The sequence below is a fragment of the Aeromonas sp. SG16 genome, from assembly GCF_024436135.1.
GTDB lineage: Bacteria > Pseudomonadota > Gammaproteobacteria > Enterobacterales > Aeromonadaceae > Aeromonas > Aeromonas jandaei.
On the sequence record NZ_JANFNW010000003.1, the window covers coordinates 150,519 to 168,295 of the forward strand.

General features: G+C 61.0%; 24 protein-coding genes. 22 read left to right on the forward strand and 2 right to left on the reverse strand.

What is annotated here, in order from left to right; genetic code table 11:
• Together NOM67_RS10725 and ascN are read right to left on the reverse strand one after the other, a co-directional pair.
• On the reverse strand, positions 1-462 hold the full coding sequence (locus NOM67_RS10725; protein WP_041208861.1) for a type III secretion protein: 462 nt from the start codon (positions 460-462) through the stop codon (positions 1-3).
• Positions 459-1,781, reverse strand: coding sequence for a SctN family type III secretion system ATPase AscN (gene ascN / locus NOM67_RS10730; protein ID WP_255936889.1), 1,323 nt, complete (start codon positions 1,779-1,781; stop codon positions 459-461). Before ascN ends, NOM67_RS10725 begins: the two co-directional genes overlap by 4 nt.
• Before the next feature lie 191 nt (positions 1,782-1,972).
• Between ascN and sctW the strand changes: the two genes are divergently transcribed.
• From sctW to sctF, 22 genes are all read left to right on the forward strand, one after another.
• A complete protein-coding gene (sctW, locus tag NOM67_RS10735; protein ID WP_255936891.1) occupies positions 1,973-2,851 on the forward strand; it encodes a type III secretion system gatekeeper subunit SctW in 879 nt (292 codons plus the stop codon).
• A complete protein-coding gene (locus tag NOM67_RS10740) occupies positions 2,832-3,113 on the forward strand; it encodes a TyeA family type III secretion system gatekeeper subunit (RefSeq protein ID WP_033113178.1) in 282 nt (93 codons plus the stop codon). Before sctW ends, NOM67_RS10740 begins: the two co-directional genes overlap by 20 nt.
• Positions 3,110-3,481: a SycN family type III secretion system chaperone Acr2 gene (gene acr2, locus NOM67_RS10745; protein ID WP_042031504.1), complete on the forward strand. Its 372-nt coding sequence runs from the start codon at positions 3,110-3,112 to the stop codon at positions 3,479-3,481. Before NOM67_RS10740 ends, acr2 begins: the two co-directional genes overlap by 4 nt.
• Positions 3,478-3,843, forward strand: coding sequence for a YscX family type III secretion protein (gene ascX, locus NOM67_RS10750; protein WP_215805266.1), 366 nt, complete (start codon positions 3,478-3,480; stop codon positions 3,841-3,843). Before acr2 ends, ascX begins: the two co-directional genes overlap by 4 nt.
• A 2-nt stretch (positions 3,844-3,845) precedes the next feature.
• On the forward strand, positions 3,846-4,190 hold the full coding sequence (ascY, locus tag NOM67_RS10755) for a type III secretion system chaperone AscY (protein WP_305121658.1): 345 nt from the start codon (positions 3,846-3,848) through the stop codon (positions 4,188-4,190).
• Entirely contained in the window at positions 4,123-6,288 is a 2,166-nt protein-coding gene (gene ascV / locus NOM67_RS10760) for a SctV family type III secretion system export apparatus subunit AscV (RefSeq protein WP_280842113.1), read from the forward strand. Before ascY ends, ascV begins: the two co-directional genes overlap by 68 nt.
• Positions 6,285-6,725, forward strand: coding sequence for an LcrR family type III secretion system chaperone (locus NOM67_RS10765; protein ID WP_201929307.1), 441 nt, complete (start codon positions 6,285-6,287; stop codon positions 6,723-6,725). Before ascV ends, NOM67_RS10765 begins: the two co-directional genes overlap by 4 nt.
• 39 nt (positions 6,726-6,764) lie before the next feature.
• Entirely contained in the window at positions 6,765-7,049 is a 285-nt protein-coding gene (locus tag NOM67_RS10770; RefSeq protein ID WP_201929883.1) for a type III secretion protein, read from the forward strand.
• 9 nt (positions 7,050-7,058) lie between these two features.
• Positions 7,059-7,919 carry a virulence-associated V antigen gene (locus NOM67_RS10775; RefSeq protein WP_043850410.1) on the forward strand — a complete coding sequence of 287 codons (861 nt, stop codon included), beginning with the start codon at positions 7,059-7,061 and terminating at the stop codon, positions 7,917-7,919.
• A gap of 9 nt (positions 7,920-7,928) precedes the next feature.
• On the forward strand, positions 7,929-8,432 hold the full coding sequence (locus NOM67_RS10780) for a SycD/LcrH family type III secretion system chaperone (RefSeq protein WP_043850411.1): 504 nt from the start codon (positions 7,929-7,931) through the stop codon (positions 8,430-8,432).
• Positions 8,413-9,585: a type III secretion system translocon subunit AopB gene (aopB, locus tag NOM67_RS10785; RefSeq protein WP_255936905.1), complete on the forward strand. Its 1,173-nt coding sequence runs from the start codon at positions 8,413-8,415 to the stop codon at positions 9,583-9,585. The genes NOM67_RS10780 and aopB overlap by 20 nt, the downstream gene beginning before the upstream one ends.
• 12 nt (positions 9,586-9,597) lie before the next feature.
• On the forward strand, positions 9,598-10,488 hold the full coding sequence (locus NOM67_RS10790; protein WP_255936907.1) for a YopD family type III secretion system translocon subunit: 891 nt from the start codon (positions 9,598-9,600) through the stop codon (positions 10,486-10,488).
• 134 nt (positions 10,489-10,622) lie between these two features.
• A complete protein-coding gene (locus NOM67_RS10795; protein ID WP_033113167.1) occupies positions 10,623-11,066 on the forward strand; it encodes a type III secretion system chaperone in 444 nt (147 codons plus the stop codon).
• A 2-nt stretch (positions 11,067-11,068) separates the two neighbouring features.
• Positions 11,069-11,302: a T3SS regulon translocated regulator ExsE family protein gene (locus NOM67_RS10800; protein ID WP_033113166.1), complete on the forward strand. Its 234-nt coding sequence runs from the start codon at positions 11,069-11,071 to the stop codon at positions 11,300-11,302.
• On the forward strand, positions 11,299-11,697 hold the full coding sequence (locus NOM67_RS10805) for a YscW family type III secretion system pilotin (RefSeq protein ID WP_124242294.1): 399 nt from the start codon (positions 11,299-11,301) through the stop codon (positions 11,695-11,697). Before NOM67_RS10800 ends, NOM67_RS10805 begins: the two co-directional genes overlap by 4 nt.
• A 344-nt stretch (positions 11,698-12,041) precedes the next feature.
• Entirely contained in the window at positions 12,042-12,857 is an 816-nt protein-coding gene (locus NOM67_RS10810; protein WP_279007620.1) for an AraC family transcriptional regulator, read from the forward strand.
• Positions 12,858-12,977: 120 nt separating this feature from the next.
• A complete protein-coding gene (locus NOM67_RS10815) occupies positions 12,978-13,793 on the forward strand; it encodes a T3SS regulon anti-activator ExsD domain-containing protein (protein ID WP_209296868.1) in 816 nt (271 codons plus the stop codon).
• A 15-nt stretch (positions 13,794-13,808) separates the two neighbouring features.
• Entirely contained in the window at positions 13,809-14,234 is a 426-nt protein-coding gene (locus NOM67_RS10820) for a YscB family type III secretion system chaperone (RefSeq protein WP_255936911.1), read from the forward strand.
• Positions 14,207-16,060, forward strand: coding sequence for a type III secretion system outer membrane ring subunit SctC (gene sctC / locus NOM67_RS10825; protein ID WP_165791290.1), 1,854 nt, complete (start codon positions 14,207-14,209; stop codon positions 16,058-16,060). The genes NOM67_RS10820 and sctC overlap by 28 nt, the downstream gene beginning before the upstream one ends.
• Entirely contained in the window at positions 16,057-17,358 is a 1,302-nt protein-coding gene (gene sctD / locus NOM67_RS10830) for a type III secretion system inner membrane ring subunit SctD (RefSeq protein WP_255936915.1), read from the forward strand. Before sctC ends, sctD begins: the two co-directional genes overlap by 4 nt.
• Positions 17,321-17,524 carry an EscE/YscE/SsaE family type III secretion system needle protein co-chaperone gene (locus NOM67_RS10835; RefSeq protein ID WP_033113160.1) on the forward strand — a complete coding sequence of 68 codons (204 nt, stop codon included), beginning with the start codon at positions 17,321-17,323 and terminating at the stop codon, positions 17,522-17,524. Before sctD ends, NOM67_RS10835 begins: the two co-directional genes overlap by 38 nt.
• A 3-nt stretch (positions 17,525-17,527) precedes the next feature.
• Positions 17,528-17,776: a type III secretion system needle filament subunit SctF gene (sctF, locus tag NOM67_RS10840; RefSeq protein WP_042031485.1), complete on the forward strand. Its 249-nt coding sequence runs from the start codon at positions 17,528-17,530 to the stop codon at positions 17,774-17,776.
• Position 17,777 lies beyond the last annotated feature (1 nt).

Genomic DNA, 17,777 nt, shown 5'->3' on the forward strand with positions numbered 1-17,777 from the left:
TTACATCCTGATCTGCTGGCGGAACTCTTCCTGTTCCTGCTCTTCGTTGTAGTCGCGCAGGGCTTGCTGTGAGGCCAGCTCCTGACGGTGTAATTCGGCAAATTTCTGCTGCTGCTGGCGGGCGCGGTGTACCGCCTGCTGGCGTTCTTGCAAACGGATGCGCTCTTCAGCCACCCGTTCGCCCTGTTCGGCGGCCAGTTGCTCAAGGTGGGCCTCTTTCTCTCGCAGCAAGGCAACCTGTTGTTGCCACGCCTTGAGCCCCTTGCGATCGAGTTGCTCCGCCTGACAGATGGCAAATAGCCGATCTTCTTCGGCCTGCCGCCACTGGCGGTAGTCGAGGCTCTCCTGCTCTGCTTCGCGCTGGCGGATGCGGGCGAGTTGCAGCCGGGCCTGTTGCGCGGTGAGCTGCTGCTCGGCTCGCTCCAGCCGCAGGTCTTTTATTCGTTGCAGGCGGCCAATCATCGGGTCAGCGCCTCCAGGGTGGCGAGCGCCTCGGGCAGTGAACTCGGCTCATGGGTGCCCTGTTTCAGCCACTGGCGAATGGCCTCGATACGGGTGATCGCCTCGTCGGCCACCTTGTCCTGTCCCTTCTGGTATTCGCCGATCTGCAGCAGCAGTTCGACCTCTTCGTACTTGGCCAGCCAGCTGCGCAGGCGACCGGCTTGCGCCTGATGCCCGGGCGCGATGATCTGGTTCATCACCCGACTGGCAGAGCGCAGTACGTCGATGGCCGGGTAGTGGTTGGCCGCCGCCAGCTTGCGCGAGAGGATGATATGGCCATCGAGGATCGAGCGGGTCTCGTCGGCCACCGGTTCTGTCATGTCATCCCCCTCCACCAGCACGGTATAGAGGGCGGTGATGGAGCCCTTGTCCGACTGACCGGCCCGCTCCATCAGGCGGGGCAGGGCGGCAAACACCGAGGGCGGATAGCCCCGTCGGGTCGGCGGTTCGCCGGCGGCGAGACCAATCTCGCGCTGGGCACGGGCAAAGCGGGTGACGGAATCCATCAACAGCAACACCCGCTTACCCTGATCCCGGAAATATTCGGCGATGGAGGTGGCGACAAAGCCCGCCTTGGCGCGCTCCATGGCGGGGCGATCCGAGGTGGCCACCACCAGCACCGCCTTCTTGAGCCCCTCTTCCCCCAGATCTGCCTCGATAAACTCCCGCACCTCGCGACCCCGCTCGCCGATCAGCGCCAGCACAGTGACGTCCACCTCGGCGCTGCGAATAAGCGACGCCAGCAGGGTACTTTTGCCGCCACCGGCGGCGGCGAAGATCCCCATCCGTTGCCCCTCGCCGCAGGTGAGCAGACCGTCGATGGCGCGAATGCCCAGCGAAATGGGCTGCTCAATCCGCTTGCGACTCATGGGAGCGGGGGCATCGCGATAGACCGGATACCAGGCCGTGGGCTCCTGCTGCTGGCCGCCGCCAAAGGGGTTGCCAAGGCCATCGAGCACCTGACCAAGCAGGTGCTCGCCGACCCCGACCTGATGCATGGCACCGGTCGGGCTCACCTCGGTGTTGGAGGAGATGCCGAACATCTCCCCCAGCGGGGTGAGCAGCGCCTGATGCTGGGCAAAGCCGATCACCTCCGCCTGCAGGGAGAGGGTATTGTCGGGGTTGCGCAGATGGCAGAGCTCGCCGATCCGCACGCCGGGCACCACCGCCTTGAGCAGGGTGCCGGTCACCTGGGTGACCCGGCCACGGATCTGGATCAGGCGGCACTCGTCGATGGCGTGACGCAGCTGGCCGGGAATGTGATCGAGGGAGAGGGACATCGGGAGATCTGCACCATTAAAAACGGTGGCCACTATAGGCGATGGGGGCGCGCGGGGATTTCAGCGCGAGTCGGGACTTTTTAGAAAAGCGTTGCGAGCCGGCTAAAAATTCACGGCCGATTTTGGCATAGGCGCCCGAGGGCGATTTTTATAATGCCATCCTCGTCAATCCACTCATTACGGGAGCCGCCATGGCCACTATCCAGAGCAATCCCTATCTCCCCACCACTCAACCTGAAGCCCGTGGCGCCGAGAATGCCCCCCGTCAGGTGCCCCTGCAGGGAGGACAGTTTCAGGGCGAGCAGGTCGTGCTGGCCAGCGCGACCCAGTCGCTGGGCGACATGGCAGAAGAGCTCACCTTCGTCTTTTCCGAGCGCTCCGAGCTCTCCCTTGCCAAGCGCAAGCTGAGTGACAGTCAGGCCCGCATCAGCGAGATAGAGGCGCTGGTGGGAGACTACCTCGACAAGGTGCCGGAGCTCGAACGCCAGCAGAAGATCAAGGAGATGATCAGTCACCTCGGCAGCGGCCGGCTGGCCAACCTCTCCCAGCTGCTGGCCTACCTCGAGAGCTACTCGGGGGAGGTGAGCGAGCAGTTCGAGGCGCTTACCCAGGCACGCAAGGCCCTTGCCGGTCGCCCCGAAATGCGGGGTACGTTGGCACTTGTTGAACAGGCGCTGGCCAAACTGGCCGACGAGCAGGGCAGCGCCATCGTGCTGGGCGCCCGCATTACCGGCCCGGCGCAGGAGGCTGCCCGTGAGGGGCTCGGTCAGGTGCAGGATCTGCGGGATCTCTATCGCGATGCGGTGCAGGACTATCGCGCCCTTTCCACCGCCTGGCGCGATATTCACAGCCGTTTTGGCAACGGTGCGCTGGAGAAGGTGACCGGCTTCATGATGAAGGCCCTGAGCGCCGATCTCGACAGTCAGCAGCGCTGGCTCGACCCGGTCAAGCTGGAGCGGGTGATGAGCGACATGCACAAGCTGCGGCTGCTCAACACCCTCTCGGCCCAAGTGGACGAGTTGTGGCTGCGGGTGAAGGAGGGGGCGGCCCATGGCATACGGGCCTTCTGATCTGATGGGCGATCTCATTGCGCTGGTGGAGAAGCGCTGGTCTTCGGTGCACGACGTGGAGCAGATCGGTGTCGCTCTGGAGCTGACGCAGACACATCAGCAGGTGCAGCTCTATCAGGAGCTCAAGCGACTGATCCGCCTGCTGCCGGTGGAGCTGTTCAGCGAGGAGGATCAGCGCCAGAACCTGCTGCAGTGCTGTCAGGGGGCGCTCGATAACGCCATCGAGCGGGAAGAGGATGAGTTGTCCGGAGAGTCGTCATGAACTGGATCGAACCCCAGCTGGTGCAGTTTTGCCAGGATCTGGGCATCACCATCGGGGATAACCCCCACTACCTGATCCAGCTTGAGCTGGAGCAGAGCGGTACCCTGCAACTGGAGCGCCATCAGGGGCAACTGACTCTCTGGCTGGCCCGCACGCTGCCGTGGCACCAGAGCGGCGAGGCCATTCGCCGCGCCATGAGTTTCACCGCAGCCGCCCAGGCGCCCGCCCTGCCGGTGCGCTGCGGTTGGCTCGGGGAGGATCGGCTGATCCTCTTCGTGACCCTCGATGAGCGGGCCGTGACCCTGCCGCTGCTCCATCAGGCGCTGCGCACCCTGACCCGATTGCAACAGGACGTGGTGGCGCCATGAGCCGGATCACCGCGGCCCATATCGGGATTGAGCAGCTCAGCGCCATCCGCCTCGACGAGCAGGAGCAGAGCCTGCCGGGGCGCTACGCCCTGCTGCCGGATGGCCACTCCATCGAACCCCACATCAGCAGGCTCTATCCCGCCAATCTGGCGGAGCGCACCCTGCTCGACTTCGCCACCCCGGATCGCGGCTTTCACGATCTGCTGCGCCCGCGCGATTTTGCGCAGGCGATGGCGGGGCTGCGGGCCGTGCTGGCCGAAGGAACCACCCCCGAGCTGCAGGCGGCCAGCGCGTTGCTCGAGCAGTTGCACGGGGATGAACAACTGATGCAGATGACCCTCCATCTGCTGCACAAGGTATGACCATGATCCTCTCGTCACAGCAGCAGGATGCGCTGCTGCTCACCGGCTGGCTGCACCTGCAGTATGGTCACCCCGATCGTGCCAGCACCCTGCTGGTGGCGTTGTTGCAGCTGCACCCCGCCAATCAGGCGGCCCGCCGCACTCTGCTGGTGGCCCTGCTCAGGCAGGGGTTTGGCGAAGAGGCGCTCGGTCATACCGACCTGTTGATGGCAGAGGAGGAGGCTGATGGCCCGCTCTGGCTCTGCCGCAGCCGCGCCTGCCAGCTGGCAGGCAGGCTGGATGAAGCCCGTTTCGCCTATCAACAATATCTCGAACTGGAAGAGCAGAATGAACCAACGCTCCCTTGAGCTGCTGCGCCGGATCGGCGAGCGCAAGGACATCATGCTGGCGGTGCTGCTGCTGGCCATCGTCTTCATGATGGTGTTGCCGCTGCCACCGGTGGCCCTCGATATTCTGATCGCCATCAACATGACCATCTCGGTGGTGCTGCTGATGATGGCGGTCTATATCAACTCGCCGCTGCAGTTCTCCGCCTTCCCGGCGGTGCTGCTCATCACCACCCTGTTTCGGCTCGCCCTCTCGGTGAGTACTACCCGGATGATCCTGCTGCAGGCTGATGCGGGCCAGATCGTCTACACCTTCGGCAACTTCGTGGTGGGGGGCAATCTGGTGGTGGGGATCGTCATCTTCCTCATCATCACCATCGTCCAGTTTCTGGTCATCACCAAGGGCTCGGAACGGGTGGCAGAGGTAAGTGCCCGCTTCTCCCTCGATGCCATGCCCGGTAAACAGATGAGCATCGATGGCGACATGCGCGCCGGGGTGATCGATGTCAACGAGGCGCGCGAGCGGCGCAGTGTCATCGAGAAAGAGAGTCAGATGTTCGGCTCCATGGATGGCGCCATGAAGTTCGTGAAGGGGGACGCCATCGCGGGCCTCATCATCATCTTCGTCAACATCCTCGGCGGGGTCACCATAGGGGTGACCCAGAAGGGGTTGTCAGCGGCCGATGCGCTGCAGCTCTACTCCATCCTGACGGTGGGGGATGGCATGGTCTCCCAGGTGCCGGCCCTGCTGATCGCCATCACCGCGGGCATTATCGTGACCCGGGTGTCGTCCGAAGAGTCCTCCGATCTCGGTTCCGATATCGGTGCCCAGGTGGTGGCCCAGCCCAAGGCGATGCTGATCGGCGGCCTGTTGCTGGTGCTGTTTGGCCTGATCCCGGGCTTCCCCATGATCACCTTCTTCTCGCTGGCCGCCGTGGTGACGGCGGGGGGCTACTTTATCGGCCTGCGCCAGCGCAAGGCGCAGAGTCAGCAGAGCCAGGATCTGCCCACCATGCTGGCACAGGGGGCCGGTGCCCCTGCCGCCCGCAGCAAGCCGAAGGCGGGCAGCAAACCGCGTGGCAAGCTGGGTGAAAAGGAGGAGTTTGCCATGACGGTACCTCTCCTGATCGATGTGGATGCCGCCCTGCAGGCCGAGCTGGAGGCCATCGCCCTCAACGATGAGCTGGTACGGGTGCGCCGTGCCCTCTATCTCGACCTCGGGGTACCTTTCCCGGGTATTCACCTGCGTTTCAACGAGGGGATGGGGGCGGGCGAATACCTGATCCAGCTGCAGGAGGTGCCGGTGGCCCGCGGTCAGCTGCGGCCGGGTCATCTGCTGGTGCAGGAGAGCGCCTCCCAGCTCGATCTGCTGGGAGTCGCCTATGAGGAGGGGACGCCGCTGTTGCCGGGGCAACCCACGCTTTGGGTGGCCAGCGAACATCAGGCTCGGCTCGACACCTCGCGCCTTGCCGCGCTTACCCCGGATCAGGTGATGACCTGGCACCTCTCCCATGTGCTGCGTGAATACGCAGAAGACTTCATCGGTATTCAGGAGACCCGCTATCTGCTGGAGCAGATGGAGGGGAGCTATGGCGAGCTGGTGAAGGAGGCGCAACGCATCATCCCGCTGCAGCGGATGACCGAGATCCTGCAGCGGCTGGTGGGGGAGGATATCTCGATCCGCAACATGCGCGCCATTCTCGAGGCCATGGTGGAGTGGGGCCAGAAGGAGAAAGATGTGGTGCAGCTCACCGAATACATCCGCAGCAGCCTCAAGCGCTACATCTGCTACAAGTACGCCAACGGCAACAACATCCTGCCCGCCTATCTTCTCGATCAGCAGGTGGAGGAGCAGATCCGCGGTGGCATTCGCCAGACCAGCGCCGGCAGCTATCTTGCCCTCGACCCCGCCGTGACCCAGGGCTTCCTTGATCAGGTGCGGCACACCGTGGGGGATCTGGCCCGGATGCAGAACAAGCCGGTGCTCATCGTCTCCATGGATATCCGCCGCTATGTGCGCAAGCTCATCGAGGGGGATTACCACGCCCTGCCGGTGCTCTCCTATCAGGAGCTGACCCAGCAGATCAATATCCAGCCGCTTGGCAGGGTCTGCCTGTGAACGGCGATCCGCTCATCCCCTGGCTACAGGCCCGCGGCGTGACAGTGACTCCTCACCATCTGGGGGGGACCCCGATCCAGCTCGGCCATGCCCTGCACTATCGCCACATCTCTCTCGCCTGGCGGGTCGATAGCGACACGCGCCGGGTCTGGATCCTGCTGGTGCGCCGTGAGGGCGAGCGGGATGGTCTTGCCAACCCCTTTGCCGCCCTCTACCTGCTGGCGGAGGCAACGCTGGTGGTGCTGGGAGCGGGTTACGAGCTCTACGGCAACGTCGATGTGTTTCGTGGCAGCACCCTCAGCGCTGAGCGGCTGGGCCGCTTCTATCGCCACTGGACCGGCGCCAGCGAACCCGAACCCGGCTGGTTTGCGCTTGCGGCCGAGCAGGTCTGCTCCCTGCGCGAGATGCGAAAACGACAAAAGGACGGCCTTGCGTGACAGGCATGCCCAAAAGGGCCTCATAGAATAGGAGCCATGATGAAACAACCCCGTTTTGCCCACCACAGCAATGTGATCGAGCGAGCCGAACAGGCCATCGCCGACAGCGAGCAGCGCAATGCCCTGCTGCAGGAGATGCTGGCCGGCCTGGCGCTCTCGGAGCAGACCTGCCAACTGCTGTTCAATGCACCCGGCGAACAGGTCGCCGTGGCCGAACAGGAGTTGCTGGCGGAGTTTCGCCGCAGGCAGGCGATGTTGCCGGAACAGCAGGGGGAGAGCCGCAAGAGCCGGCGCCCCACCATGATGCGTGGACTGATGATTTAAGGAGACGTGATGAGCATTATCTCTGATTACACCCGCAACAAAAATCATATCCAGATTGATCAGTGGCTAACCAGCGAGTCAGGCACTCTCAATGCAAAACAGCGGGCACTGGTCGACAAGCTTAAAGACAACGTCTCCATCAGCAAGGAGGACTCGACCCGGCTGACCCGGGCACAACTGGAGAGGCTGGTTGCCCGCTACCTGAGCAACGATGATGTGCTCGATGAGGTCAGCAAGCAAGTCGGCACCTTGGTGCTACCGCTGGCACTCCCCGATGTCGTGGCGCAGATCAGTCGCTATACCGATGATCGTATCGATCAGGAGGTCATCGACGCCTTCACCTGGGTGATGTTTACCCAGAACAACAAGCGTACCGGTATCAACGAAGAGCTCAAGGCACTCACCGCCGAGCTGAAGATCTACGGGGTTATCCAGTCAGAGATCAACAAGGCGCTCTCTTCCTCATCCAGCCAGACCTTCAAGACAGATTTCAATCTGATGGATTACAAGCTTTATGGCTATGAAAACGACGCCAAGTTCCGCGAAGGACCCGAGTTCAAGCTGCTGGATCAGATGCCAAAGGACGCCTCGGGTCATGTGTCGGTCAAGACATTCCTCGAGAGCGACAAGAAGCAGAGTGGGTCGATGGCAGGGGTCGAGAACGAGTACAAGTACGACAAGGACAACAACAAGCTGGGCAACTTTGCCACCAGCGTGAGTGACCGCTCACGTCCGCTCAACGATCAGGTGAGCGAGAAGACCACCCGGCTCAACGATGTCAGCTCCCGCTACAACTCGGCCATCGAAGCCCTCAACCGTTTTATCCAGAAATACGACAGCATCATGCGCGACATTCTTGCCGCCATTTAAGGAGATTACATGCAGACCGACACCACCCTGACCCCGGAGTATGAAGCCGAACTGGAGTCCTTCCTTGCCGATGGCGGCACCATCGCCATGTTGAAGGATATCTCCGGCGATACCCTGGAGCAGCTCTATGCGCTGGCATTCGGGCAGTACCAGTCAGGCAAGTGGCAAGATGCCCACAAGATTTTTCAGGCCCTCTGCATGCTGGATCACTACGAGCCGCGTTACTTCCTCGGGCTCGGTGCCTGCCGTCAGGCGATGGGTGAGTACGAAACGGCAGTTCAGAGCTACAGCTTCGGCGCCATGCTCGATTTGAAAGATCCCCGTTTCCCGTTTCATGCAGCCGAATGCCGGTTGCAACAGGGGGATTTGACAGGGGCCGAGAGTGGCTTCCACTCGGCCCACCTGCTGGCGGGCAGCGACCCGCAGCTGGCTGATCTGGCAGCAAGCGCCAAGGTCATGTTGGAAGCCATCGCAATCAGAAGGGATCAGCAAGATGAACCCGATCAGCAATGAAAGAAGCGTTTCCCCGCTGGGAAACATCGGTAATGTAGCTGGCTTGCAGCCAGCTGCCGAGCCGCGCAGTGAAACCCGGCTCGATGCCGCGGTTACGCAGGCGAGCGGTGCAGCCCGCACCGCCGGTGTCGCTCTGACTCCGCCGCTGGCGGCCAGCAATGATCGTCCCGGCCAGAAAGTGCTGGCAGAGATCAGCCGGCTGGTTCGCGAGACCGTGGAGAACAGCGGCAAGCTGCTGCCCCGCGTCGGCGCTCTGGTGACGGCGGCCTTTACCTCGCCGGCCGCCTTCGAGATTGAGCTGGGCAAGCTCACCAGCGATCTGGAGCGGACCCAGACCAAGCTGAAGCTCGACGATATCAAGCGCGCTCGTGAATTGAACGAGAAGAAGATTGGCGAGAACCAGGAGAAGATCAAAGAGGCTGAGGAGAGTGCCAAGGAGGCCAAGAAAGCGGGCATCTTCGGCAAGATTTTTGGCTGGCTCAGCGCCATCGCCTCCGTCGTTATCGGCGCCATCATGGTGGCGACCGGGGTGGGTGCTGCCGCTGGCGCCCTGATGATCGCCGCCGGCGTGGTCGGCATGGTCAATATGGCAGTGCAGCATGCCGCCGAAGCAGGCCTGATCTCCAAGGAGGTGATGGAGAAGCTGGGGCCCGCTCTGATGGGGATCGAAATAGCCCTTGCCGTCATCTCCATGGTGGCCAGCTTCGGTTCCTCCATCGGTAGCCTCATTACCAAGGTGGGGGCGAAGATTGGCGGGACGGCTGCGGAGATGAGCGCCAAGCTGGTGACCAAAGTAGGGGATCTGGCTGGTCGATTTGCGGCCAAGGGGTCGGTCGAGGCGATGAAACTGACAGGCAATACGGCCAAGGTGATGAAGATGGGCACCCAGGGTACCGACGTGTTGCTCGATGTGAGCGGTGGGGTGACCAAATCGGTTCAGTCATCCAAAGAGTCTGCTGCGCTTTATGCGCAGGCCGATTTGCAACAGAGCAAGAGCGAGATGACCCAGTTGCAGGCGGTGATCGACAAGCTCAAGGAGGCTATCTCACAGATCATGGAGGCATTCCAGGAGACCATGGAGATGATCTTCGAGATGATCAGCGCAAGGGGCGAGATGATGAGCAATCTCGCCCGCAGACCGGCCGCCATATAAGGAGATGGACCTATGAACATTAACGACAGCACCTTCAATCCGATCCGTGCCAATGCCCTGTTCAGCGAAGGGGTCGAGCAGCCCCTTGCGGCAGGCAATCGTGAAACGACCCATGCGGCTGGCGGCATCACCTCCGGCAGTGAGGTCAAGCGTCAGGGCGGCCCCGAGTTGCCGACCCCGACCCAGCGGCTGGACGGTGCCAAGCTGGAACAGGCCCGAGCGGTGCTCAACGATACTCTCGACCTGATGTCGCAGCTCTTCCAGCTCGCTCGTCTGGCGCGCCAGATGGGACTGACCCAGCGCGACATGGAGAACCAGCAGGTGATCGACAGCCAGAAAGCGCAGGTCGCCGAGATGCGCAGCGGCGCCAAGCTGATGATCGTCATGGCGGTGGTATCCGGTGTAATGGCCGGTTTTTCGGCCATTACCGGAGGATTCTCTCTGAGCAAGTCTGCCAAGGCGATCAAGCAGGACAAGGCACTCAATGCCAATATTGCCGGGCGCCAGCAGGAGCTGAAGCAGCTAGGGGATATCAAGAAGTCTGCTGGCCTCGAGATGGGGGACGCGGGACAAGAACTGACTGCAAGGATCAAAAACGACAAGGCAACGCTCAAGACGCTGAACAAGTCGTTTGATGCCAATAACAGCCGGCAACAGATTGCCAGTACCGTGATCCAGTCCATCGGGCAGATGAGCAACTCGGCGGTGCAGGTTGCCCAGGGCGAGAGCCAGGCGACGGCCAAGGAAGATGAAGTCAAGGCGACCATCAGCCAGACCGAGAAGCAGAAAATTGAAGACAACATGGCCTTCAACGCCAACTTCATGAAGGATGTGCTGCAGCTGATGCAGCAGTACTCCCAGACCCTCAACCAGACCCTCAAGGCAGCCTTCGGGGTTGCTTGACGCGAGCAGGCAGCAAGGCGCCCGACGGGCGCCTTTTTCGTGTACCGACCACTTTTCTTAAAAGAGCCGCCTCTGAGTGACAGCCGCCATCGGGATGGCGAGCTACCATCCTCTCCTCTCTGCTGGAGGAAATCATGGACGCCACTGTCATCATCAATCGGCTGCTCGCCGAGTTTGCCACCAAATATGGTTTGCCCTCCCTGACCCTGAACCGGGAGGGGGTGGCAGCACTCTGTTTTGACGAGCACTTGCAGCTCTCTCTCATTCTGGTGCCCGAACGGGATCACCTGGTGATGCAGGTCGATGTGGCCGAATTGCATCAGGTGGGTGAGGGGATCTTTCGCCAGTTGGCCAGCTTCAACCGCAATTGGTATCAGTTCAATCTCCACTTTGGTTTCGATGAAGAGAGCCTGACGGTGCAACTCTACCGCCAGATGTCGGCCTCGCGGCTGACCCTGACCCAGCTTGAAGAGAGTCTGGCCAGCATGCTGGAGCACGCCGAATTCTGGCAGGAGCTGCTGCAGCCACGACCTGGCCCGGTCAGCAAGAGTGACGAGGTGATGGGAGTACGGGTGTGACCATGAAGATCCAGGAATCGAGCGCCAGCCAGCTGGCATCTGCGGCAGAACGCTCTGCGACGGGTTGCTTTGCCGGTAGGGCTGTGAGCGGTCGTGATGCGTTGGTTGAACCTGTGCCGCTGGCGGCGGCATTGCGCCGCACACTTGCGCTGAGCAGAGCGCAGGAGCAGATGCTGGATCGCCTGCAGCAGGGCGAGCACAAGCCGCTGACCGAGAGAAGGATCCGGTTGTTATGAGAACGCTGCTCTTGCTCGCGCTGCTGACTCTCGGTGGCTGCGTCAGCACCACGGTTGTCCCTCCTGTGTCGCAGAGCCTGACAGGGGAGGTGCACCTCAATGCCAATTTACCTCGCCCTGCCACCGTGGAGGTGACAGTTCTGAGTGTGATGGAAGGACGGCCACTGCAGGTAGCCTCAACCCGTTATGAGCTGACCATGCTGCCTCTGGTTTTTGATATGCGGCTGACGCCTCTGCAGTGGGGAGAGGGTGAACTCTATGTGCGTACCCGGTTGCGGTTTATTGGCAATGACGCGATTCAGGCAACGGCTCAGCAAAAAGTTTTTAAGGTTTTAAATAGTCGCCCATTGGTAATTTCATTGCAGCCACGCCCTTGTTATCCATTGTGTCAATAATAGGCCGTATCTAATAAACAAGCTGGAAATCAACTGGTTATTAATTTATCAGCTTGGTTGCAGCGTTTCTTTCTGTAACGAACTATTTAATGACGTAAGAAAAAGGCCTGATAAATGCGTTATCAATTGTATCAGTAGTGTCATGACTCTAATTTTTGGCTGGTTTTTATGCTGGTGATTGTTGTAGGATTTTCTTCTGATTTAAGTGTTGATTAAATTCATGGTCATCACTTAATGATGACATTCATAACTAAGAAAAATAAACACCAATAATAAACCACCCGGACGGAGCCTTTTTCTGCCGAGGTGCTACTTGCAATACACGCAGATTCAGGAAAACAAAAATGAAGGGCATTACAACCACAGAGAAGGGCGATATGGCCCTGCTCCAGTGGTGCATGTCTGCTTTCAGCGTCATTGAACATCGCCAGGAGGGAATATATGTCCTCCTGGATGGCGCGATGAGCTGGCAGGACTGCACCGATACCTATGAGTTATCCCCCAACGAATTGATATTCGTGCGCCGTGGCAGCTATGCGGTTGCGACTGGCGACGAGCCTTGCCACCTGCTCTGGATCCCCCTTTCCAGCTCCTTTTTGCAGGGTTTTCTGCAGCGTTTCGGTTCACTGCTGAGCGAGGTCAGCCGGGTTGAGGGGATTGCTCCCAGCCTGCTGCCGTTTCATGCATCCCCTCTGATCAATCAGTCCATCCAGGGCTTGCAGGGGTTGATCGAGCATGAACATCCTCCCGAATTGGCTCGGTTGCGAACCGAAGAGCTGCTTTTTCTGCTCGCCTTTGGCGAACAGGGACCGCAATTGATGTCTATTTTGCGCCAGCTGAGCAATCGCCAGGTCGAGCGGTTGCAGCAGTTCATGGAAAAACATTATCTGATGGAGTGGAAGCTCAGCGAATTTGCCAAAGAGTTCGGCATGGGGCTGACCACATTCAAGGAGTTGTTTGGCGCAATATATGGCGTATCGCCCCGAGCCTGGATCAGCGAACAGCGGATCCTCTACGCTCATCAGTTATTACTCAATAGCGAGATGAGCATCGTCGATATTGCGATGGAGGCGGGATTCTCCAGCCAGTCCTATTTCACCCAGAGTTATCGGCGCCGTTTCGGCTGTACCCCTAGCCGTGCCCGTCATGGCAAAGATTAACGCCGGACTAAAATAATCTGACGTTTTTTATAAGTCGCAGGGCAGAGCCATGGGTAGAATAGCCAGCATACCGAAGCATTATTCCATAAATTGCCCGCAGCAAGATGAGCAAGGCATAGCATGAGTCAGCAAGATCACACATCACCCAATCAGGGCCTCTTCGCAGGTCGCCGGGTTGCCGTTGTCCAACCAGAGAGCCTCAACCTGGCCCAGCTGGTGGGGCGACAGTCCGTGCTCCGTTATCAGGACGCCGGCGTGATCAGCTCCCAGCAGATGGCGTTGCTGCAGCGTCTGCTGCCAAGAACCCGTCTGGAGCGCCTGCTCGGGTCCATCTGGTTTCAGCGTCGTCTCGATATTGCGCTGGCCGTCTCCCGTGATGAGCTGCAACAGCTGCTGCGCCTTGCTGGCAGTGAGCGTGATGACTGGTTGCAGCAACTGGGGGATAACATCAATCTGGCTGATCCGCAGCGGCTGTGGCACTGGGTGCTTTATCCCCTCCACCGCTGGTGGGTACAGCGTCTGGAGCCGCTGTATGGCGCCTGGCTCAATGAGCTGGATCAACTGCAGTTGATGCGCCGTCAGCTCCATGCCCAGTCCATCTTCTGGCAAACCGTGGTCGATGTACCATCCGGCCTCGAGCGCCGGATTGCCGAACAGCTCGCCAGCTTGAACGAACGCGAGCAGGAGCTGGCGCAGTTGCAGGTGCAGTGTGAAGCGCGGTTGCAACAGGCCTGGCCGGCCTGGTATGCAGAGCAGGGGCAGCAGGTCCCCTTTGAGCGGCTGCTGCCGGTGCCGCTTGAGCTTGGCACCTGCTGGCAAGCCCTGCAGGCACTGCCCCACGATGCCGCTGCTGGCGACACACTGCATGAGTGGCTGGCGGGCCGGGGCATTGCCCTCGCTCAGGATCACTTCTACTGGCAGCCTCCCGCGCCCTAGATAGCCCGAGGAACTATGCAAACGCTACTGAATCGATTGGCCGCAAAACTTGGCCAAGGGCCTTTTGTTGCCGACGCTCAGGGTAGATACCATCTGCGACTCGATGGTTATCCCCTCTTTTTGACCACCGGAGTGAGCGAGTTGCTGCTCAGCACCCCTCTCACCTCGACCCGTCACGGTGAGGGGGAGAGCCATGATCCGGCCCTGCTCAAGCGCCTGTTGCAACAGGTGGTGGCCTGGGGGCGTCACACCCCGCATGCCTTGGTGCTGGATGAGCTGGGCAACTTGCAGCTGGAAGCCCGGTTGGCGCTGGAGTGGCTCGACGAAGCACAACTGGAGCTCAGGATTAGCCAGCACATCACCCTGCTGGAGCGGCTGGAGCCCCAGCTGACCGAGGCCGCACTGGCCCCGCAATGGAGACAGATGATATGGCACCCTTGAGCGTGCAAAGAGTGATCCGCCCGCTCTGCTGGCTGGTGCTGGTCTGTATGGCCTGGCAGCGTCCGCTGACGGCGCAGGAGCTCGACTGGGTGCCCATGCCTTACAGCTATGTGGCGGAGGGGGAGAGCCTGCGGGATGTGCTGGTCAACTTCGGGGCCAACTACGAAGTTTCCGTGGTCGTCAGCGACAAGGTCAACGATCAGGTCAACGGCCAGTTCGAGCACGACGAGCCGCTCGCCTTCCTGCAGCAGCTTGCCTCTCTCTACAACCTGGTCTGGTACTACGACGGCAACGTGCTCTACGTCTTCAAGAACAGCGAAGTGCAGTCTCGCCTCATCAATCTGGAACAGACCGGCGCCGCCGAGCTGAAACAGGCGCTGCAGCGTGCCGGTATCTGGGAACCCCGCTTTGGCTGGCGCCCCGATGCCGATAACCGGCTGGTCTATGTCTCGGGCCCGCCGCGCTATCTCGAACTCATCGAACAGACGGCGGTGGCACTGGAGCAGCAGTCCCAACTGCGCAGCGAGAAGACAGGGCCGCTCGCTATCGAGATCTTCCCGCTCAAATATGCCTCCGCTACCGATCGCTCCATCCAGTATCGCGACACCAGCGTGGATGCCCCCGGCGTGGCAACCATCCTCTCCCGACTGCTCTCCGATGCGGGTGTACAGATGGTGAATGGCGAGGGGAGCAAGGGGGGGCAAGTTGCCTCCGGTCAGGCCATCGTACAGGCCGACCCCTCTCTCAACGCCGTGATTGTGCGCGATGCGCCGGAGCGGATGGCGATGTACGGCAAGCTGATTGCAGCGCTAGACAAACCGGCGGCTCGCATCGAAGTGGCCCTCTCCATCATCGACATCAATGCCGAGGATCTCTCACAGCTCGGGGTGGACTGGCGTGTGGGGATCCGCACCGGCTCCAACCAGCAGGTGATCATCAAGACCACCGGCGATCGCAAGGGCATTGAAGGGGGCGCAGCCCTCGGCAGTCTGGTGGATTCCAAAGGGCTCGACTATCTGCTGGCCCGGGTCAATCTGCTGGAGAACGAGGGCAATGCCCAGGTGGTCTCCCGCCCGACCCTGCTGACCCAGGAGAATACCCAGGCGGTGATCGACCACAGCGAAACCTACTACGTCAAGATCAGTGGGGAGCGGGTGGCAGAACTGAAGGACATTACCTACGGCACCATGTTGCGGATGACGCCACGAGTGATCCAGATGGGCGACAAGCCCGAGATCAGCCTGAGTCTCCATATCGAGGATGGCAATCAGAAGCCAAACAGCTCCGGCATCGACGGCATCCCGACCATCAGCCGTACCGTGGTGGACACCATCGCCCGGGTCGGCCACGGCCAGAGCCTGCTGATCGGGGGTATCTACCGCGACGAGATGAGCGAAAACCTGAGCAAGGTGCCTTTCCTCGGCGACATCCCCTATCTGGGAGCCCTGTTTCGCAGCAAGGAGACCCAGACCCGTCGCTCCGTGCGGCTCTTTATCATTGAGCCTCGTCTGATCGATGACGGTATCGCCCACTATCTGGCGCTGGGCAATGGCCAGGATCTGCGCGCCGGAGTGCTGGGTGTCGACGAGATTTCCAACCAGAGTCTCTCCCTTGGCAAGGTGCTGGGCGGCGCACAGTGCCAGCCGCTGGCAGCGGCGCGGGATGTGCAGAAACTGCTGCGTCAGGGGGGCAAGAGCTCCGCCCTTACCCAGTGCCGGATGGGCAATGAGCTGGGCTGGCGTCTGGTCGAGATGGCGAAGGATCAAAAATGCACCCCGGCGGCCAGCTGGTGCATGCAGGCGACCCCGGCCGGAGCTGGCCGATGAGCTGGAAGTGCCGCGTATATCGCGGGCTTAACCGCGGGGTAGAGGTAGCCCTGCCGGAAGGGCGTCTGGTCATCGGCTCCGATCCGCTGCTGGCCGATCTGGTGCTGGTGGATGAGGGGATGGCCGCCGAGCATCTGGTGCTGCTGGTGTCGGCCGAAGGGATCAACCTGCAGGGGTGGGCAGAGGGCATCACGCCGACTCAGGATGGGGCGGCACTGGAGACGGGCGCCCAGCTGATGGCCGGTACCCGGCTGGAGGCTGGCCCTCTGCTCTGGAGTTTTTGCGACAGCAGCCGATCGCTGCCCGAACAGCTGGAGGCGTTGCCTGCCATGGCGGCACCGGCGCGACCGCGGCGGCGTGCCGGCAGTGCCGAGTGGTGGATGGTTGGCCTCTGCCTGTCGCTGGTCATGGCGGTGGTCGTGATGCTTGGCCACGACTGGTGGCAGGGGAGCAGCGAGAGCGATACCGCTCGCAATGAGCAGGAGCTCAAGCGCTTTCTGGCCGCGCCAGTCTATCGCCAGGTGGTGCTCAACAGTAGTGACCCCGAACTCTGGTTGCTCTCGGGATATGTGGATGAAAACGGCAACCGCCTCGCCCTGCAGCAGTATCTCGATGGCAAGGGGCTCAGCTATCGCCTCGACCTGCGCACCATGGAGGATCTGCGTCAGGGCGCCGGGTTCATCCTGCAAAAACTCGGTTACGAGCAGTTGCAGATCCGCAATGGCAAGGAGCCCGGCTGGCTGCGCTTGAGCGGAGCCATCAGTGCGCAGGATGAACGCTGGAACAGCATTGAATCCCTGCTGAAGCAGGAGGTGCCGGGGCTACTCGGCATCGAAAACCGGGTGCAGGTAGCCGGAGCCCATCGCAAGCGACTCGATGCCATGTTGCAGGAGCAGGGGCTGGCCGGTTTGCTGCGGGTGAGTGAATCGCGCGACCGGATCGAGCTGTCAGGTCAGCTGGATGAGGCGAGGCTGGCGCAATTTCAGCAATTGCAGCTGCAGTTTCGCCGCGAGTTCGGCTCTCACCCCATGCTGGAGCTGATCAACCAGAGCCGAACGCCCCGTCAGGATGAGCTGGAGTTCGAGGTGCGCAGTGTCTCCCTCGGCCGGGTGCCCTACGTCACCCTGGCGGATAACCGCCGCTACCCGGTCGGAGGGGCGACAGCCAACGGAGTTCGCATCCTCTCTATCCAGCGCGATGCGGTGGTGGTGAGCAAGGGCAAGCAGCAATACATCGTCAGATTGAAAGGGGGCGAAAGCCATGATGACCAGTTTGGAAACGCGACTGTCCGGCGCTGATCCCGCCTTTGCCCGCGCGCTGCAGGAGCAGCTGGTGCAGGCGTTGGGGGAGGTCAAGCGCCAGCTGATGCGCGGGGGATCTCCGCAGCAGTACCGGCAGTGGCAACAGGAAGCGGACGCCATCGAGGCGGGCATGCAGATACTTGAGCAGATCAAAGGAGCATAAGAGATGGCAGAACCCATTTTTAACCCGGGGAATACCCTGGATAACGTCGCCGAGGCGCTGAAGAAGCAGGCGAACGATGCCAACAATGACGTAAAAGCTGCGATTGACGCACTGAAAGATAATCCCGATGACCCCGCCAGGCTGGCCGAGCTGCAGCACAAGATCAACAAGTGGTCGGTGATCTACAACATCAACTCTACCGTGACCCGCAGCATGAAAGATCTGATGCAGGGCATCTTGCAGAAGGTGTGAC

What these genes read in the sequence shown, in the direction of transcription:
- NOM67_RS10725 (WP_041208861.1), bottom strand. Translation starts at nt 462, where the DNA reads ATGATTGGCCGCCTGCAACGAATAAAAGACCTGCGGCTGGAGCGAGCC.
- ascN (WP_255936889.1), bottom strand. Translation starts at nt 1,781, where the DNA reads ATGTCCCTCTCCCTCGATCACATTCCCGGCCAGCTGCGTCACGCCATC.
- sctW (WP_255936891.1), top strand. Translation starts at nt 1,973, where the DNA reads ATGGCCACTATCCAGAGCAATCCCTATCTCCCCACCACTCAACCTGAA.
- NOM67_RS10740 (WP_033113178.1), top strand. Translation starts at nt 2,832, where the DNA reads ATGGCATACGGGCCTTCTGATCTGATGGGCGATCTCATTGCGCTGGTG.
- acr2 (WP_042031504.1), top strand. Translation starts at nt 3,110, where the DNA reads ATGAACTGGATCGAACCCCAGCTGGTGCAGTTTTGCCAGGATCTGGGC.
- ascX (WP_215805266.1), top strand. Translation starts at nt 3,478, where the DNA reads ATGAGCCGGATCACCGCGGCCCATATCGGGATTGAGCAGCTCAGCGCC.
- ascY (WP_305121658.1), top strand. Translation starts at nt 3,846, where the DNA reads ATGATCCTCTCGTCACAGCAGCAGGATGCGCTGCTGCTCACCGGCTGG.
- ascV (WP_280842113.1), top strand. Translation starts at nt 4,123, where the DNA reads ATGAAGCCCGTTTCGCCTATCAACAATATCTCGAACTGGAAGAGCAGA.
- NOM67_RS10770 (WP_201929883.1), top strand. Translation starts at nt 6,765, where the DNA reads ATGAAACAACCCCGTTTTGCCCACCACAGCAATGTGATCGAGCGAGCC.
- NOM67_RS10775 (WP_043850410.1), top strand. Translation starts at nt 7,059, where the DNA reads ATGAGCATTATCTCTGATTACACCCGCAACAAAAATCATATCCAGATT.
- NOM67_RS10780 (WP_043850411.1), top strand. Translation starts at nt 7,929, where the DNA reads ATGCAGACCGACACCACCCTGACCCCGGAGTATGAAGCCGAACTGGAG.
- aopB (WP_255936905.1), top strand. Translation starts at nt 8,413, where the DNA reads ATGAACCCGATCAGCAATGAAAGAAGCGTTTCCCCGCTGGGAAACATC.
- NOM67_RS10790 (WP_255936907.1), top strand. Translation starts at nt 9,598, where the DNA reads ATGAACATTAACGACAGCACCTTCAATCCGATCCGTGCCAATGCCCTG.
- NOM67_RS10795 (WP_033113167.1), top strand. Translation starts at nt 10,623, where the DNA reads ATGGACGCCACTGTCATCATCAATCGGCTGCTCGCCGAGTTTGCCACC.
- NOM67_RS10800 (WP_033113166.1), top strand. Translation starts at nt 11,069, where the DNA reads ATGAAGATCCAGGAATCGAGCGCCAGCCAGCTGGCATCTGCGGCAGAA.
- NOM67_RS10805 (WP_124242294.1), top strand. Translation starts at nt 11,299, where the DNA reads ATGAGAACGCTGCTCTTGCTCGCGCTGCTGACTCTCGGTGGCTGCGTC.
- NOM67_RS10810 (WP_279007620.1), top strand. Translation starts at nt 12,042, where the DNA reads ATGAAGGGCATTACAACCACAGAGAAGGGCGATATGGCCCTGCTCCAG.
- NOM67_RS10815 (WP_209296868.1), top strand. Translation starts at nt 12,978, where the DNA reads ATGAGTCAGCAAGATCACACATCACCCAATCAGGGCCTCTTCGCAGGT.
- NOM67_RS10820 (WP_255936911.1), top strand. Translation starts at nt 13,809, where the DNA reads ATGCAAACGCTACTGAATCGATTGGCCGCAAAACTTGGCCAAGGGCCT.
- sctC (WP_165791290.1), top strand. Translation starts at nt 14,207, where the DNA reads ATGGAGACAGATGATATGGCACCCTTGAGCGTGCAAAGAGTGATCCGC.
- sctD (WP_255936915.1), top strand. Translation starts at nt 16,057, where the DNA reads ATGAGCTGGAAGTGCCGCGTATATCGCGGGCTTAACCGCGGGGTAGAG.
- NOM67_RS10835 (WP_033113160.1), top strand. Translation starts at nt 17,321, where the DNA reads ATGATGACCAGTTTGGAAACGCGACTGTCCGGCGCTGATCCCGCCTTT.
- sctF (WP_042031485.1), top strand. Translation starts at nt 17,528, where the DNA reads ATGGCAGAACCCATTTTTAACCCGGGGAATACCCTGGATAACGTCGCC.